Genomic DNA, 16,742 nt, shown 5'->3' with positions numbered 1-16,742 from the left:
GCCGTTTGGGAGGCATACCCACACCCCCGTCGCCCACAACGCAGCCGCCACGCCACCTATTCCGCCCCATGCTCAGGCGTCCGTACGAGGTGGAATCGCCCCCGGCCGCAGTGCGAGGCCACGGGCGATCGCCACCCGCTGCTGCTGGCCGCCGGACAACTGCCGGGGATGCGCACCGGTCTTGTCGGCCAGCCCCACCCGGTCGAGGAGGGTACGGGCCAGCGCCTGCGCCTCGGGCTTGCGCAGCAGGCCCGTCGCCACGGGCGCCGCTGCCACGTTGTCCAGCACGGTCGGTGCGGGAAGAGGTTGAAGTTCTGGAAGACGAAGCCGATCCGGCTGCGCTGGGCGAGGATCGCGCGCTCGCTCAGCTCCTTGAGCCGTTCGCCCTGTCTGCGGACGCCGATCAGTTCGCCGTTGAGGCTGGCGTAGCCGACCTCCGGCTTCCCAGGTGGTTGATCACCCGCAACAGGGTGGACTTGCCGGAGCCGGACGGCCCGAGGATCACCGTGACCTCTCCTGGCCGCACCGTCAGGTCCACGCCGTCCAGCACCCGGTGGTCGCCACCGTCTGGTACGTGATCCTCATCAGCGTGGTGTCCGTCGTCCAGTACCGGTCCATGAGACGGAGCCTCGGCCTTCTTGACTCCGTCACAGGGCGCAACCACACTGTTGAGGACGGTAACGATAGTCAGCGCCCACCTCGCGGGGTTCCTGCCCCAGTGGGTCATCGGCCCCGGCCCGCTGACAGGCAACCCTTCTCCGCGACGGGGTGCCCTGGGTGATGACCGGGTCCTGCCGGGGTGGCGGGACAAGCGTGGTCTCGTGTCTCACGAGCCCCGATGATGGGACCGGTGGAGATGCCGCGCACTGGCAGTGGGGCGGGGAAGGCGGGCGCCCGTCGGCCGCTCCTGACCCGACGTCTCCACATCGACCTGTTGCGGGTCTGCAGCGCGACCGGCAGCCCGGCGGTCTGACCGGGACAGCTCCTGAGGGGCTCCCGTAGGCGCACATCACCGGGCCAGGCGTCGTCCGCACACCCAGACACCGGGCTCTCCAGGCGTCCTGCCACCGACGCCGCTTCGGCACACCCAGGCTGCTTCCCTCCCCGCATTGGAGAGCCATGCCCGAGACAGCTCTGCCCAGCCCGCTCACCTCACGCCCGGCCACCCTCCGCGATCTCCGACCCGCCGTGTCCGACCCCCAGGTCACCCTGGCCGCCCGCGCGTCGCACTTCGGCAGCCGTATCGGCGTCGACCTCGCCGGCGGGTTCTATCCGGCGCCCCTCCGCTACAACGTGTACCTAGCGCCGGGCTGTCCGCGGTCCCTGCGGGTGTCGATCACCCTGGACCTGCTCGCCCTCACGGACTCGGTCACCATCACCCCCGTCCCCCAGTCGGCCGGCACCCCCGACCCGCTCGTGGCACTGCGCAGCGCCTACGAGGCCACCCGGCACCACTACGACGGTCCACTCACCGTGCCCGCGCTGTCCGACCGCTGGAGCGGACGCATCGTCAGCGATCAGACCCCCGACATCCTCCGCGACCTCGTCGACCTCGCCGACCACCTCACCGAGCACGGCCGGGACGGCCTGCCCCGCCTGCGCCCGCCGGCCCTCGTCGCGGACATCGAGACCATCCGGCAACTCCTTGACGAGGACATCGCCGAAGCCGCCCAACGGGCCGGTGCGGCCCCGGCATCGCACCGCCGAGGGGAGGCGCTGGAAACCCTGCTCGCGGCACTGGACCTTCTCGACCGCCAACTGGCCACCGGGCCCTATGCGCTGGGCGACGAACTGACCGCCGCAGACGTGGACCTCTGGGTGACCCTCGTACACCTCGACCTCGTCGACCGTCTCCACCTGGACGCCGACGCGGTACACGCCATCGCCCGGCACGACCGCCTGTGGGCCTACGTGCGACGCCTGCACGGCCACCCGGCCTTCCGCGACAACCTCCGCACGGACCGGATGGCCCGTCTGCACCGCCGCACCTGCCGTGGCCCGGAATCATCAGGCGCCGCGATCGAGCTCCCCGGAGTCCCGCCGATCAGCTGAGCGTTGCCGGCGCAACGGCGAGGTCAGTCCCGGTACCCGTAGTCCCGTTCGGACTGCCGGTAGCGCTCCACCAGGATCGCGTCCATCGGCGCGGTCTGCGGTCCGAAGAACTTGCCGAACTTCTCACGGTACTTCTCGAACCATTGCGCCCGCTCGGACAGGAAGAAGATGTCGTGCAGGGCGATGGAGCGAATCGCGAGGACGGGTACGGGTGCCTTGCTCACAGCGAACCGCGGATTCCTTGCTGCCCTCACATCGCAGTTCTCGTGGAACTGACCGACCATGAGGCCCTGCGCCACGTAGTCGTCCTTGACGCGTTCCTGCGCCTTGTCGAGCAGCTCGGTGTCCTCGCTGTGGAGATCGGGAAGGACGACCACCATGGCGCGCAGCATGGGATTCCGTCCCTGCCAGGAGGTCAGCAGGTACTCGTGCAGGCTGCTCCGTACGATCTCCTCCACCAGGTCGGGGGTCGACGAGTGCCCGACCAGGCGGATACGGATCTCCATGGTTCTGTTCTTGCGAGAGGGGGCCACGAAAGGGCAGATGGGGCCCATCCGGCCGATCTCCGGATGGTTCGTCGCAATGTAGTCGGTCAGCCATAAGTCGACCGATTCGAGCGCGGACTCGATATCGACGACGGATCCCGTGGAGTTCATGGTGTTCCCGTCAGATCCGACACGCGATCGCCCGCGATGCGCGCGAGGCGACGGATCTCGGACTCGTCCGGGACTCGGGTGTTCACCAGCGAAAGGATGTCGTCCTTCATCACGATGACCCAGGACGTCTCGATACGGAAGTGCTCGACGGTGGACAGCCATCGCACCATGAAGCTGCCGTCTCCGACGGAGATCGGTTCCTGGCCGACTTTCGTGATGTCCAGCTGGACGCCGTCGTTCAGTTCCATCCGGTAGTGCGTGCAGTCGCGTACTGCGGCGGAGATCTCCTCGAACACCTGCCGGCAGGCCTGGTTGCCGAACCGCGTGACGTTGTGGAATATCACCGAGCCCACGACGTTCGTGAACAGTGCGGAGGCATGCTGTGTCGCCTCCGGATGCGTGCCGTGCGTCAGCATGTTCGTCAGGTCGACAATGGCGCGCCCCGACTCGTCACCGGAAACGAAGCTGGGGTCGTAGGCGGCGCTCGGTTCCTCGCCGAAGAACGACTCTTCGAGGTCCTCTTCTCTCAGGAGCAGTGTCTGGAAGGCGGTGTCGTCCATCGCGTTCTCCTATCGGCGTACGAGGCTGAGGGGGCGTATGTCGGTCCAGTGCTCCTCGACGTAGTCGAGGCAGGACTGGCGGTCGGTCTCGGCGAGGGCGACCGTCCAGCCCGCGGGCACCTCGGCGAAGGCGGGCCACAGCGAGTGCTGGCCCTCGTTGTTGACGAGTACGAGGTAGCTGCCGTCAGGGTTCTCGAAGGGGTTGGCCATCGTTTCTCCCTACAGAAAGTGGTCAGATTCGGGTGGCTGCGCATGCTTCATGCCCGCGCCGGCATTGCCGGGCGGTGGGGTTCGTCATCTCTCTTCGACGACCCTCATCACGTACTTGTGAATCCCGTTGATCGAGGTGAACAACTCCATGTCCTCGAACTGCGGGTCTATGACGACACCGTGCTTCTCCTCCAGCACATGTTGGAGGACGAGCAGGGTGAGCGAGTCGATCACCAGTTCGGCATCGTCGGGAAACTCGTCCGGGGGCCCGAGCCCGGCATTCTCGGACAGGATCACTCTGATGTCACTCTTTGAGATCATGCTGTGTCCCATGGCTTGGAAGACGCCTCCGACGTGACGTACTCGTGCATCAGTGCGCGGTTGCGGGTCAACTTGCCCATCGAGTTCCGGGGCAGCTGCCGCGTGACGAAGAACCGCCTGGGGATTTTGGCCGCGCTCAACCGTTCCCGGCACCAGACGGTGAGTTCGTCCGCGGTGACCGCCTCATGGGCTCCGACGAACGCTTCGATGGCCTCCGCATGGGTCACCACGGCATCGGTCACCCGGGGATGGCTCAGCAGGGCCGCCTCCACTTCTGTGAGGTCGACCTTCAACCCGCCGACGATGACGAGCGAGTCGGTCCGGCCGAGCATGGTCAGCACCCCGGTCGTCGGGTCCTGGTGAAATCGGTCGAAGGTCCGCAGCCAGCCGTCCGTGAAGCGGTCGGCATACTCCCCGTAGAGGTACGGCGAGCGGTCCATCCGGACGTGGAGCTCCTCGTCGACGACTTTCACCTCGGCCCCCGGCACCGGTGGCCCCAGCTGTGGGGGCAGGCACGTCCCGGAGAGGTCACCAGCGATCAGCCCGATCTCGGTCAGGCCGTAGACCTGGCTGATCGGCAGGCCGAAGCGCTCACCGAACTGCTCGTAGGTCTCGTGCGGAACCCGCTCACCGCCCGAGACGGCCAGCCGCAGCGAGGGCAGGTCCAGCGGATCCCTTGTGCGCACCAGGAGTTCGTAGTGGGCGGGTGTCCCGTACACGGCGGAGATCTCGGCGGCTGACATCAGCCGCACCACCTCGGTGGGGCGGAGCGTCGGGGGGACGACCAGCGTCGCCCCGGACACCAGCGCATGCAGCACCCCACTGACCAGACCCATGTTGTGCATGACGGAGTTCAGCAGCAGAATCCGGTCGCCCTTGCCAGGAACCCCGGGGAGTGCGGCGTGCCGGTCGAGCTCGGCCAGCACGGAGTCGGCCGGGCGGCCGATGACCTTCGGCCTGCCCGTCGAACCCGAGCTGAACTGCACCAGGCGGATGTCGTCGTCGGCCGGCCGCCCGTTCGGCAGCCGCCGGACCGAGAATGCGGACTCCTGACGGAATCCGGCCACCGGCCCATCAGCCCCGGCCGCCGTAACCAGGTACTGCGGACGCACCAGCTCCACCAGCGGCTCGTATTCGGCCGGTCTCAGCCGAAAATCGACCAGAATTACTTGCGCCCCGCGGCTCCACAGAGCCAGCAGTACCTGCAGATACGTGAAACTCGGCTTCATGCGCAGTAGAACGGAGCTGCCGTGGGCAATACCGTGCTCCCGAAAATCGCCTGCAAGGCCACCGACCGCTGCCCGGAGTTCGCCACGGGTGACGGGAGCACGGGAAACCGCCCACAGCTCGTCGTCGGCCCCTCGACCCAACAGGTGTTCTCCCCACCATGCATCCGCCATAAACGCATCCTTACGAGAAAACCGGCCCGTGCAATATTCGCTCCGGCATTTGATGACGGTGAAGTTAGCACCGCCGAGAAACGCCGAGCAAGCACACCACCAACGCACCCGGACCGCCTCGGAAGGAGCCGGCATTCGACGCGATGCGCCGCTGGAGGACCCTGCGCGTGAGGTGACCGGCGTGGCAGTCGAAGCCGTTCGCACTCCTCTCACCAGCGAGTCCTCGGCGGCGCACACCTGCGGGGATCGTCGTCGGACCGCCCGCGAGGCTGCGCTCCCACAGGATTCCGTCGGCTGCGGCGTACGCCGGTTGTCCCGCCGGCGGGACACATACGAGACCTCCCACATTGATCTCCTTGACCACCCAGTGGCCTCGGGTTAGGTTTCTAGGGATTTTGGTTCAGGGCAGTTGCGCCGGTTCCGGCGTACGAGGCGACCCACCGTTCCGATGGTCAGACGGTCGCGCATTCTCCGATGTCCGGTCGCGCTTTCTCATTGTCTTCGCGGCTGTCAGGATTTCTTTTACCTTTCTCCCCCAGGCAATGTCCGCACGGGGGATATTCCGGAGGTGGGGACTTGTCCATCAGTGCTGGCGCCACACTGCCGCTCACGGCCGCGCAACGCGAGATATGGATGGCCGAACAGCGGTTGGCGGGAGCCAACCGGGTTTTCCGGGTGGGCGACTATCTGGAAATCCACGGACGAGTGGATCCGGTGCTCTTCGAGCAAGCCCTCCTGCGGGTTGTCTCCGAGACGGAGGCGCTGCACGTCCGTTTTGTGGAAGAGCGCGGCGACGGCCGACAGGTCCTCCACGGACTCGGTGACTGGTCGCCCGCGATGATCGACCTCAGCGCCGAACCCGACCCCGAACGAGCCGCCCACGCCTGGCTGGAGGCCGCGGTGGCCCGGCCGATGGACCTCGCCGGCGACCGGCTCTTCGAGTACGCGCTGCTCCGTCTGGGCCCCGACCGCTTCTACTGGTACCAGGGCTACCACCACGCCGTGATGGACGCCTTCGGAGCACTCCTGATCACCCGCCGGGTCGCCGAGGTCTACACCGCCCTTGTCCAGGACCACCCGGTGAAACCGAGCCCCTTCAGCCCGTTGCACGAGCTGCTGGCCGCCGATGAGAAGTACCGCGATTCCCAACAATTCTCCCTCGACCGGGAGTACTGGACCGAGCAATTCGCCGACCGCCCCGAACCGACCGGGTTCGTCGACCGGCCGTCGACCACCCCGGAGCACTACCTTCGGCGGACAGCCGGCCTGGGGGCCGTGGAGCTGAACGACTTACGCGCAGCGGCGCGGCACGCCCGGGCCCCTTGGTCACACCTGGTCATCGCGGCAACAGCCGTCTATCTCCATCGGATGACCGGCTCATCGTGCGTCGTGCTCGGCCTGCCGGTGACCGGGCGTCTGGACCAGCTCCAGCGCCGTACTCCCGGCATGGCCTCCAACGTCCTTCCGCTGCGGCTCTCGTTCCGACCGGATCTGTCGCTCGGTGACCTCCTCGGGCAGATCGCGGACCGAGTGGTCGAGCTGGGCAGGCACCAGCGGTACCGGGCCGAGGACCTGCAACGGGACCTGGACCTGCCGGGCAGTCTGGGAACGTGGTACGCACCGGTCGTCAACGTGATGTCGTTCGACTACGTGCTCGACTTCGCCGGTCTGCCGACCACCGCGCACAACCTTTCCTCGGGCCTGGTGGGCGACTTCACGGTCGCCGTGTGGGACCGGCGCGACGGGACCGGCCTCAAGGTCGATGTCAATGCCCACCCTGAGATCTGCTCGGACGGCGAGCTGGCCGCTCATCATCAGCGCCTGCTCACCGTGTTACGGGCCGTGACCACGGCCGATCCCACCCAACCCGTAGGCCGGATCGACCTGCTCACCGACGAGGACCGCACCGCCCTGCTGGGTATGGCCGCGGATGCTCCGCCGGTTGCAGAGACCACGCTGCCGGGGTTGTTCGAGGCGCAGGCCGAGCGTGCACCGGACGCGGTAGCCGTGACGTGCGACGACACCGCCCTGACCTACGCCGAACTCAACACCCGAGCCAATCGCTTGGCTCACCTCCTCATCACCCACGGCATCGGCCCCGAACACAACGTCGCCCTCGCCCTGCCCCGCTCCACCGACCTCGTCACCGCCATCCTCGCCGTCCTCAAAACCGGCGCCGCCTACCTCCCCCTCGACCCCCAATACCCCACCCCACGCCTCAACCACATGCTCACCGACGCCCAACCCACCCTCACCCTGACCACCACAACCCAGACCAACCTCCCCCACCACACCACCCCAACCCTCCACCTCGACCACCCCACCCTCGCAACAGACCTCACCCACCAACCCACCCACAACCCCACCGACCACGAACGCACCACCCCCCTCAACCCCCACCACCCCGCCTACATCATCTACACCTCCGGCTCCACCGGCCGCCCCAAAGGCGTCGTCAACACTCACCGGAACGTGGTCAGGCTGTTCGACGCCACCCGCCAGTGGTTCGGCTTCGGCGCCGACGACGTCTGGACGCTGTTCCACTCGTACGCCTTCGACTTCTCCGTCTGGGAGCTCTGGGGGCCGCTGCTGCACGGCGGCCGACTGGTCGTGGTGCCCTTCGAGGTGAGCCGAACACCGGGGGCGTTTCTGGACCTGCTCGCCGAGCAGGGTGTCACCGTTCTCAACCAGACACCGTCGGCCTTCTACCAGTTGGTGCAGGCCGATGCCGACACGTCCCGGCCGGCCCGGCAGCTCAGTTTGCGCGTTGTGGTGTTCGGCGGCGAGGCGCTGCAGCCCTCCCGCCTGGCCGACTGGTACCTGCGGCATCCCGACGATGCACCGGTGCTGGTCAACATGTATGGCATCACCGAGACCACGGTGCACGTGACCTATCAGCCGCTGACCCGTGATCGGGTGAGCAACGAGGCTGCGAGCGTGATCGGCGTCGGCATTCCCGACCTGCGCACCTATGTGCTGGACGGCGGTTTGCAGTTGGTGGCGCCTGGTGCGGTGGGTGAGTTGTACATCGCGGGCGCCGGTGTGGCCCGCGGCTACCTCGGCCGTTCCGCCCTGACAGCTGAGCGGTTCGTCGCCGACCCGTTCAGCCTGGAGCCCGGCGGACGGATGTACCGCACGGGCGACCTCGTGCGCTGGAACGGCGACGGTGAGCTGGAATTCATCGGCCGCGCCGACCACCAGGTCAAGATCCGCGGCTTCCGCATCGAACTCGGTGACGTCGAGGCGGCGTTGTCCGCTCATCCGTCGGTGGCTCAGACGACCGCGATCGTGTACGAGGAGCGGCCGGGTGACTCCCGTCTGGTGGCGTACGTGGTGGCACGGGATGCTCTTCTACCCCAGCAGGTACGGGATTTCGCGCAGGAGAACCTGCCGGAGCACATGGTCCCCTCGGCCGTGATCCTGCTCGATCGTCTGCCATTGACCACTAATGGCAAGCTCGACCGAGCCGCTCTGCCGGCGCCGGACTTCGCGTCGGTCGGGTCGGGCCGGGAGGCACGCACTCCGCAGGAGCAGATCGTCTGCGACCTGTTCGCGCAGGTACTGGGGCTGCCTCGGGCCGGGGTCGACGACAATTTCTTCGATCTGGGCGGGCACTCACTGCTCGCCACCCGCCTCATCGCGCAGATCCGATCGGTCTTCGGCGTCGAGGTCGGTCTACGAACGCTCTTCGAGGGCCCGACGCCGGCCGCGGTGGCGGCCCTGCTCGACACCGCTGCACCTGGACGACTGGCGCTCACCGTGCGGGAGCGGCCTGAGGTCATGCCGCTGTCGTTCGCTCAGCGCAGGTTGTGGTTCCTCCACCAGATGGAGGGGCCCAGCGCCACCTACAACATTCCCCTCGTGCTGCGGTTCACCGGCCAGTTGGACCGGCATGCGCTGCGCGCCGCGCTCGGTTACCTCGTCGCACGGCACGAAAGCCTGCGCACGATCCTGCCCGAGGTCGACGGCACTCCGTATCAACGAGTGCTCGACATAGCGACCATGGACCTGCCCATCACCGAAACCACTGAGTCCGAACTGGATGATGTGCTGCGCCGGGGAGCTCGGCATGCGTTCGACCTGACCGTGGAACCTCCGCTGCGAGCCGACCTCTTCGAGCTCTCCTCCCAGGAGCATGTCCTGCTGCTGGTGGTCCACCACATCGCGGGCGACGGCTGGTCTCTCGGACCCCTCGCCTCCGACCTCACGCACGCCTACACCGCCCGCACCCAAGGAGAAGTCCCGAACTGGGTTCCACTGCCGGTGCAGTACGCGGACTACACCCTGTGGCAGAACGAACTACTGGGCGACCAGAACGACCCCGACAGCCTCTTCGCCACCCAAATCGACTACTGGACGAACGCTCTGGCCGACCTTCCCGACCAGCTGAGCATCCCCACCGACCGGCCCCGTCCGGCCGTGATGACCTACCGCGGCGACTACGTCACCGTCGCCATCAACCCCGAACTCCACCAGCGTCTCGCCAACCTCGCCCGGTCCACCGGGACCAGTCTGTTCATGGTCCTCCAAGCAGGCCTCGCCTCCCTGCTGACCCGCCTCGGCGCGGGCCACGACATCCCCCTCGGCAGCCCCATCGCCGGCCGCACCGACCAGAACCTCGACCACCTCATCGGATTCTTCGTCAACACCCTCGTCCTGCGCACCGACACCACCGGCGACCCCACCTTCACCCAACTCCTCAACCAGGTCCGCGAAACCTCACTCGCCGCCTACGCCCACCAAGACGTTCCCTTCGAATACCTCGTCGAAATCCTCAACCCCACCCGCACCCTCGCCCACCACCCCCTCTTCCAAATCATGCTCGCCCTCCAAAACGCACCCGTGAGTGCGTTGGAGCTTCCCGGAGCGCGTGCCGGTGTCGAGCTGGGTAGGACGGGGACGGCAAAGTTCGACTTGTTCTTCAGTCTTGCCGAGCAACGCGGTCCCAACGGCGAGCCTCAGGGCATCGACGGTGCCGTCGAGTACTCGAGCGATATCTACGACGCACCTACGGTCCATGATCTGTTCGACCGCTGGATCCAGCTCCTCGACGCTGCGACCATCCACCCCGATCAGCCGCTCAGCACCATCGACGTTCTCACCCCCGCCGAACGCCACCAGCTCCACCACACCTGGCAGGACACCGCACTGTCCCTGCCCGAGGCCTCCCTGGCTGACCTGTTCACCCGGCAAGTGACGAAAACCCCGGACGCCCCCGCCCTCATCACCGCCCACACCACGCTTTCGTACGCGGAGCTGAACACTCGCGCCAACCACCTCGCGCACCATCTCATCGCCCGCGGAATCCGCCCCGGCGATGCCGTCGCCGTTCTCCTGCAACGCTCACCCGAGACCATCACGACGCTCCTGGCCCTGATGAAGACCGGCGCCGTCTACGTCCCCCTCGACGCCCGCTATCCGAGTGAACGCATCCACCACATCCTCGAGCAGACCGACACCGCACTCGTCCTCACCGACACCACCTCACAAACCGCACTCCCTACCGCAACACCTCACCTCCTCATCACCGAAACCGACGCGGCCCGGTTCGACGGCGACAGCCACCACGCACCCGATGTCACGGTTCAGCCGGACGCCGCCGCGTACGTGATGTACACCTCCGGCTCCACCGGCACCCCCAAAGGCGTCGTCGTCTCCCACCGCAACGTCACCTCACTCGCCCTCGACCCCCGCTTCGATCCCCACGCGCACCAGCGGGTTCTGCACCACTCACCCTCCGCCTTCGACGCCTCCACCTACGAAATCTGGGTCCCACTCCTCAACGGCGGCGCCATCGTCATCGCCCCCGCCGGAGACCTCGACATCCCCCTGCTCCAGAAAACCATCACCGACCACCACGTCACCGCAGCCTGGCTCACCAGCTCCCTGTTCAACGTCATGACCGAACACCACCCCGAAACCCTCACCGGGGTGCAGCAGATCTGGACCGGCGGCGAAGCCGTATCCGGAGCATCCGTCCAACGCCTCCAACAAGCCTGCCCCACCACCACCGTCACCGACGGCTACGGACCCACCGAAACCACCACCTTCGCCACCTGCTACCCCATCCCCACCCCCTACACGGGCAACGCCACCGTGCCCATCGGCCGCCCCATGGCCAACACCCGCGTATACATCCTCGACAACCACCTCCAACCCGTCCCACCCGGCGTCACCGGCGAGCTCTACATCGCCGGCACCGGCCTCGCCCACGGCTACCTCAACCAAACCGCACTCACCGCAGAACGCTTCACCGCCGACCCCCACAACCCACAACCCGGCACACGCATGTACCGCACCGGCGACCTCGCCCACTGGAACCCCGACGGCAACCTCGAATACACCGGCCGCGCCGACCACCAAATCAAAATCCGCGGCTTCCGCATCGAACCCGGCGAAATCGAAAAAATCCTCACCGACCACCCCGACATCACCCAAGCCGCCGTCATCACCCACGAAAACCAACCAGGTGACGCTCATCTGGTCGCCTATGTAGCAGCCGACCGTTCCGTCCCGACGAGCGACGAGGATGAGCGGGCTCAGATCGGCGAGTGGCAGGAGCTCTACGACTCGCTGTACACCGGGTCCGGTGCTGAGTTCGGTGAGGACTTCTCCGGCTGGAACAGCAGCTACGACGACAGCGCGATTCCGTTGTCGGAGATGCGGGAATGGCGTGAGGCGACCGTCGAGCGGGTCAGGGCGCTCAAGCCCGGCCGGGTCCTCGAGATCGGCGTCGGTACCGGCCTGCTGCTGGCGAAACTGGCGCCCGAGTGCAGCGAGTACTGGGCGACGGATCTCTCCCCGACCGTCATCGAGGCGATGCGGTGCCACGTCGATGCCGATCCCGAGCTCGCCGGGCGCGTCACCCTGCGCGCCCAGGCAGCGCACGAGCACGACGGACTCCCGCAGGGTCACTTCGACACGGTCATCCTGAACTCCGTTGTCCAGTACTTCCCCAACGCCGAATACCTCCGGCAGGTCATCGAGCAGGCCGTACGCCTGCTCGCTCCCGGCGGAGCCCTGTTCGTGGGTGACGTCCGCAACCCCCGCCTGCTGCGCACCTTCACCACCGCGGTCCAGGCCGCCCGCGCCGACGACGCCGACACCGCCGCCATCCGCCGCGCCGTCGAACAGAGCCTCGTCCTCGGCAAAGAACTCCTCATCGACCCCGAATACTTCACCGCCCTCACCCACCACATCCCCGACATCGCCGGCACCGACATCCAACTCAAACGCGGCACCGCACACAACGAACTCACCCGCTACCGCTACGACGCCACCCTCTACAAAACCGGCATCACCCCCCACCCCCTCACCCACACCCCCCACCAACCCTGGGACCAGGACATCGACACCCTCGCTGAGCGGCTGCGCAACGAGCGGCCCGAGCAGCTCCGGGTGACGAGCGTCCCCAACACTCGCATCGCCGACGATCTCGCCGTCCAGAAGGCCCTGGAGGCCGGCGCACCTCCGGCCGCCCCGCATACGGCGAACGTCGACCTGGAGGCGTTCCACCACCTCGGCGAGGAACTGGGATACTGGACCGCGATCACGTGGAGCAGCCACGACGCCGGCGCCGTCGAGATCACGTACGTCAACCGCCGAGTACTGGGCGACGCCGCTCCCATCGGCACCTACGCACCGGCGGGTGGCGCCGACGCCGGCACCCCCCTGTCCACCTGGGTCATCAACCCGGCCACTCACCGCGGCACCGCCGCCCTCCTCACCGCCCTCCGCGAACACACCCGCCAACACCTCCCCGACTACATGCAGCCCGCCGCCATCGTCCCTCTCGATCGCCTGCCACTGACCGCCAACGGCAAGCTCGACCGCGCCGCCCTGGTGGCCCTCGACCCCGAGCGCGCCGACATCGGCCGCGCTCCCGGCACTCCGCAGGAGCAGGTCGTCTGCGAGCTGTTCGCGGAGACCCTCGGCCGAAGTGTGGTCGGCGTGGACGAGGACTTCTTCGAGCTGGGTGGACACTCACTACTGGCCACTCGGCTGATCGCCCGACTGCGCAGCGCGTTCGGCGTCGAGCTGGGGCTGCGGAGCCTGTTCGAGGCGCCCACCCCGGGGAAGATCGCGGCACGGCTGGATGTGGACGATCCGGACGGCTCGTACGAGGTGGTGCTGCCGCTGCGCACCCGGGGCAGCCGGCCGCCGTTGTTCTGCATCCACCCCGGGGGCGGTATCAGCTGGTCCTACAGCGCTCTGATCAAGCACCTCGACCCGCAGTACCCGCTCTACGGCATCCAGGCGCGCAGCCTGGCCCGCCCGGAGCCCCGGCCGGACAGCATCGAGGAGATGGCGGTGGATTACGCCGACCAGATCCAGTCGGTGCAGCCGCACGGTCCGTACCATCTGGCCGGCTGGTCGTTCGGCGGGCTGTGCGCCCACGCGGTGGCCGCTGAGTTCCAGCGGCGCGGTGAGCGGGTGGCGCTGGTCGCCGTGCTCGATGTCATCCCGAACTGGCAAGGGCTGACGCATGCCGACGTTCCTGCCCCCGACGACCGGGTGATGCTCCTGTACCACGTCGGCCTGGTCGACGACGGCAGCCATCGCGACAGCGGCGAGGAGATGACCTTCGCCACGGCGCGGGAGATCCTGCGCCGCCAGGGAAGCGTCCTGGCAAATCTGGAGGAGGACCGGCTTGCGACGATCACCGAGATATCGGCGAACAACACGCACCTGACCGTCGATTACCAGCCTGGACCGATCGATGGCGACCTGGTGCTGATCGCCTGCTCGGAACAGCAGGACCCGCCCGTCACCGCCGAGGCCTGGCAGCCCCACATCCGCGGCACGGTCGAGGCCCATGTGGTGTCCGGTGACCATGGAACCATGCTCACCCGCCCGGGCACGCTGGCCCAGATCGGTCAGATCCTGTCGGCCAAGCTCCACGACATCGCCGGTGACGAGTGACACCCGCCGGCCGCACTTGAGGTTCCTTCCACTCACTGTCTGCGAGGACTGATATCGATGTTGACCGACGTGCTCTCTGTCGACCTGGACAAAACGTTGGAGGCCGTTGAGGGCTGGCTCAGCGGCTACATCCGTCAACCGCACAGCGAACTCGGGCGATCCGGTCCGGTGTGCCCGTTCGTCGCCCCGGCCCAGGACGCCGACGCACTGGAGATCAGAGTCAGACTCGTCGGACTCACCCCGAGCCAGGCGCTCATCGACGAGATCGTCCGCTGCGGTCTCGACGAGTTCAGCGAGGTCGGCTGGAAGGCGGGCAATCCGAACCTTCGCTCACTCCTCCTCGTACTGCCGGACCTGCCGCCCGAGCACCTGCACCTGCTGGACGCCGCGCACAGCGCGCTGAAGCCCGAGAGCGTGCGCCGCGGGCTGATGCTCGGGCAGTTCCACGAGAAGTGCCGTGAGAAGGCGGCCCGCAACCCGGCATTCGAGGTCAGTTGGGCCCCGGTGCCGATGGTGGCGATCCGCTCGATGGCCATCCACGACGTGCTGTTCCTGGCCGATCGCAGAGACTGGTTCGAGGAGTATGCACGCCGTTTCGGGATCCGCTACCGGAATTCGGCACACGGCGTCGACCCGCTCTTGACCAAGGTGTACGAGCACGCCTGCGCCGTCCACGGTCTGCGGGGCTGAGCGGATGGGCAACGCATCACAGCTGACGGGGTGGCGGCGATGACCGGCGTCGTCGTGTACCGGGGCATGAATCGGGCCACGCTGGACCGGCAGTACTCGCCGAGCTCCCGCGTGCGCAGTCTGCCGGCCTATCTGGACGAGTACCGGCGGCTGAGCGAAGCTGCCCGCCACGACCATCCAGTGCTCACCGGTCTCGCCTACGGACCGCATCCCGCCGAGACGCTCGACTACTTTCCCGGCACGAGCACGAGCACGAGCACGAGTACAAGTACGGGTTCGGGTACGGGTACGGGACGCCCGCCCCTGCTGGTCTTCGTGCACGGCGGGAACTGGCAGGCGCTCGGCCGGGCCGATTCGGCCTTCCCGGCACCGCCACTGCTCGCGGCGGGCGCGGCGGTCGCCGTGGTCGAGTACGGGCTGGCGCCTGATGTCGGGCTCGACACGATGGCGGGGATGGTGCGCCGCAGCGTGGACTGGCTGCTGCGGCACGCGGACGGACTCGGATTCGCCCCGGACCGCCTCCACCTGTGCGGGACCTCGGCCGGCGCCCAGCTGGCCGCGATGGCGCTGCTGCCTGATCCGTTCGACGGCCCGGACGTGTCCGGCCGGATCGCCGGAGCGGTCCTGCTGAGCGGCATCTACGACCTCGAACCGGTCCGGCTGTCCTACGTCAATGAGGCGCTGCGCCTGGACGAGGCCGCGGCGCTGCGCAACAGCCCGCTGCTTCTGCTGCCGCCGCGGCCGGCCAAGGTCGTGGTCGCCCGCGGCGGCAACGAGACCGAGGAGTACATCCGGCAGCACGAACGGATGGTGGGGGCGCTGCGGCCCCGGACAGCGGTGAGGGAGGTCGTCGCGGACCGGCGCAATCACTTCGACCTTCCCTACGACCTGGGGGTCCGCACGTCACGGCTCGGGAGCGCCGTCCTCGCGCAGATGGGACTGGAAGGGAGCACGACATGACCGCCGAGCAGAGCGCCGGCACCGGGTGCCCGTTCACCGGCGGCGCACCAGCGCACCCGGAGGACGCCACGGTGGCCGCGCCGACGGTTCAGCCGTCGGACGCGTCACCTCCGGGCAGCACCGCATACGCGCACTACGCGCAGATGGATGCGTTGCTTGCGCTGCAGCATCCGCTCAGCACGGCGGACACCGAGCCGGGCTTCATCATCATGAGCCAGGTCAAGGAGCTGCTGTTCAAGCTGCTGCACACAGAATTCAGCACGTCGCGTGACCAGTTGCGCAAGGACCAGCTCGACGACGCGCTGTGGACACTGCGCCGGTCGGCCCGGGTGCAGCAGGTCCTTCTGGTGTCCTGGGAGACGTTCTCCGTACTGTCGCCCGTGGAGTTCGCCGAGTTCCGGGACGTCCTCGGTTCCGCGTCCGGTTTCCAGTCGGCCGGCTACCGGCGGTTGGAGTTCCTGCTCGGCAACAAGAACCCGGGGATGGTGGAGCCGCACCGCGGCTCGGTCACCTACCACGAGGTGCTGAATCAACTGCACGAGCCGAGTCTGTACGACGAGGCGCTCGCGCTGCTGGCCCGCCGTGGGCTGCTGGCTGGGGACGACGTCCCGGCCCGTGACGCCGCGCAGCCGTATCGGGCCGGCGAGGAGGTCGAGGCGGCCTGGCGGGCGGTGTACCAGGATCCGATCCGTCACCGTGACCTGCATCTGCTCGCCGAGGCACTCATGGACACCGCTGACCAGTTCGCCCGCTGGCGCTACACCCACCTGGTGACCGTGCAACGGATGCTGGGCGCCAAACCGGGCACCGGCGGCACCGACGGCGTGTCCTGGCTGGCCCGGATCAGCGAGCACCGCTTCTTCCCGGAACTGTGGGCGGTGCGCTCGACGCTCTGACCGACGCGCGGCATCAGGCGTTCGGCACCCGCGAGCGGCACAGCGAAGGATCCCGCAGGACACGACCTGCCCAGC

General features: G+C 67.7%; 10 protein-coding genes, 1 pseudogene and 1 riboswitch. Of the genes and pseudogenes, 5 read left to right on the top strand and 6 right to left on the bottom strand.

All coding sequences use genetic code 11. The annotated features are described in order from the left end of the window. Positions 1 to 93: 93 nt before the first annotated feature. Positions 94 to 550 (bottom strand): annotated as a pseudogene (locus tag G3I60_RS45020) (ATP-binding cassette domain-containing protein); the annotation flags it as partial. A 156-nt stretch (positions 551 to 706) separates the two neighbouring features. After that, a riboswitch (SAM riboswitch) is annotated at positions 707 to 820 on the top strand. A gap of 299 nt (positions 821 to 1,119) precedes the next feature. On the opposite strand from G3I60_RS45020, the gene G3I60_RS03155 reads away from it, so the two are divergent. Continuing rightward, positions 1,120 to 2,052: a glutathione S-transferase C-terminal domain-containing protein gene (locus tag G3I60_RS03155; RefSeq protein WP_164292323.1), complete on the top strand. Its 933-nt coding sequence runs from the start codon at positions 1,120 to 1,122 to the stop codon at positions 2,050 to 2,052. Between the two features lie 23 nt (positions 2,053 to 2,075). On the opposite strand, the gene G3I60_RS03150 is transcribed toward G3I60_RS03155, so the two are convergent. The 5 genes from G3I60_RS03150 to G3I60_RS03130 all read right to left on the bottom strand — a co-directional run bounded on the left by G3I60_RS03150 (position 2,076) and on the right by G3I60_RS03130 (position 5,334). Next, positions 2,076 to 2,708 (bottom strand): DUF6875 domain-containing protein, encoded by a 633-nt coding sequence (locus tag G3I60_RS03150; protein ID WP_164292324.1) that lies wholly within the window; start codon positions 2,706 to 2,708, stop codon positions 2,076 to 2,078. Beyond that, positions 2,705 to 3,268, bottom strand: a complete 564-nt coding sequence (locus tag G3I60_RS03145; RefSeq protein ID WP_164292325.1) for a hypothetical protein — start codon at positions 3,266 to 3,268, stop codon at positions 2,705 to 2,707. The genes G3I60_RS03150 and G3I60_RS03145 overlap by 4 nt, the downstream gene beginning before the upstream one ends. A gap of 9 nt (positions 3,269 to 3,277) precedes the next feature. Next, positions 3,278 to 3,478 carry an MbtH family protein gene (locus G3I60_RS03140; protein WP_138351858.1) on the bottom strand — a complete coding sequence of 67 codons (201 nt, stop codon included), beginning with the start codon at positions 3,476 to 3,478 and terminating at the stop codon, positions 3,278 to 3,280. An 84-nt stretch (positions 3,479 to 3,562) separates the two neighbouring features. Beyond that, positions 3,563 to 3,799 (bottom strand): hypothetical protein, encoded by a 237-nt coding sequence (locus tag G3I60_RS03135; protein WP_138351859.1) that lies wholly within the window; start codon positions 3,797 to 3,799, stop codon positions 3,563 to 3,565. After that, positions 3,796 to 5,334 (bottom strand): class I adenylate-forming enzyme family protein, encoded by a 1,539-nt coding sequence (locus G3I60_RS03130; RefSeq protein ID WP_275405846.1) that lies wholly within the window; start codon positions 5,332 to 5,334, stop codon positions 3,796 to 3,798. Before G3I60_RS03130 ends, G3I60_RS03135 begins: the two co-directional genes overlap by 4 nt. Positions 5,335 to 5,775: 441 nt before the next feature. Here G3I60_RS03130 and G3I60_RS03125 point away from each other — a divergent pair, with 441 nt between their 5' ends. The 4 genes from G3I60_RS03125 (at position 5,776) to G3I60_RS03110 (ending at position 16,667) form a co-directional block, all read left to right on the top strand. Further along, positions 5,776 to 14,121, top strand: coding sequence for a non-ribosomal peptide synthetase (locus G3I60_RS03125; RefSeq protein WP_275416281.1), 8,346 nt, complete (start codon positions 5,776 to 5,778; stop codon positions 14,119 to 14,121). A gap of 69 nt (positions 14,122 to 14,190) precedes the next feature. Beyond that, complete coding sequence (locus G3I60_RS03120; protein ID WP_164292327.1) at positions 14,191 to 14,811, top strand: DUF6875 domain-containing protein; 621 nt, start codon at positions 14,191 to 14,193, stop codon at positions 14,809 to 14,811. 39 nt (positions 14,812 to 14,850) lie between these two features. After that, complete coding sequence (locus G3I60_RS03115; protein WP_164292328.1) at positions 14,851 to 15,771, top strand: alpha/beta hydrolase; 921 nt, start codon at positions 14,851 to 14,853, stop codon at positions 15,769 to 15,771. Continuing rightward, complete coding sequence (locus tag G3I60_RS03110) at positions 15,768 to 16,667, top strand: tryptophan 2,3-dioxygenase (RefSeq protein ID WP_164292329.1); 900 nt, start codon at positions 15,768 to 15,770, stop codon at positions 16,665 to 16,667. Before G3I60_RS03115 ends, G3I60_RS03110 begins: the two co-directional genes overlap by 4 nt. Positions 16,668 to 16,742 lie beyond the last annotated feature (75 nt).

Source organism: Streptomyces sp. SID13666 (assembly GCF_010548325.1).
GTDB classification, from domain to species: Bacteria; Actinomycetota; Actinomycetes; order Streptomycetales; family Streptomycetaceae; genus Actinacidiphila; species Actinacidiphila fildesensis.
The sequence above is the reverse complement of the archived record's forward strand: the minus strand, read 5'-3'. Positions and strand labels throughout refer to the sequence as shown.

Coding starts and splice junctions, on each gene's coding strand:
- G3I60_RS03155 (WP_164292323.1), top strand. CDS start 1,120: ATGCCCGAGACAGCTCTGCCCAGCCCGCTCACCTCACGCCCGGCCACC.
- G3I60_RS03150 (WP_164292324.1), bottom strand. CDS start 2,708: ATGAACTCCACGGGATCCGTCGTCGATATCGAGTCCGCGCTCGAATCG.
- G3I60_RS03145 (WP_164292325.1), bottom strand. CDS start 3,268: ATGGACGACACCGCCTTCCAGACACTGCTCCTGAGAGAAGAGGACCTC.
- G3I60_RS03140 (WP_138351858.1), bottom strand. CDS start 3,478: ATGGCCAACCCCTTCGAGAACCCTGACGGCAGCTACCTCGTACTCGTC.
- G3I60_RS03135 (WP_138351859.1), bottom strand. CDS start 3,799: ATGATCTCAAAGAGTGACATCAGAGTGATCCTGTCCGAGAATGCCGGG.
- G3I60_RS03130 (WP_275405846.1), bottom strand. CDS start 5,334: ATGCCGGCTCCTTCCGAGGCGGTCCGGGTGCGTTGGTGGTGTGCTTGC.
- G3I60_RS03115 (WP_164292328.1), top strand. CDS start 14,851: ATGACCGGCGTCGTCGTGTACCGGGGCATGAATCGGGCCACGCTGGAC.
- G3I60_RS03110 (WP_164292329.1), top strand. CDS start 15,768: ATGACCGCCGAGCAGAGCGCCGGCACCGGGTGCCCGTTCACCGGCGGC.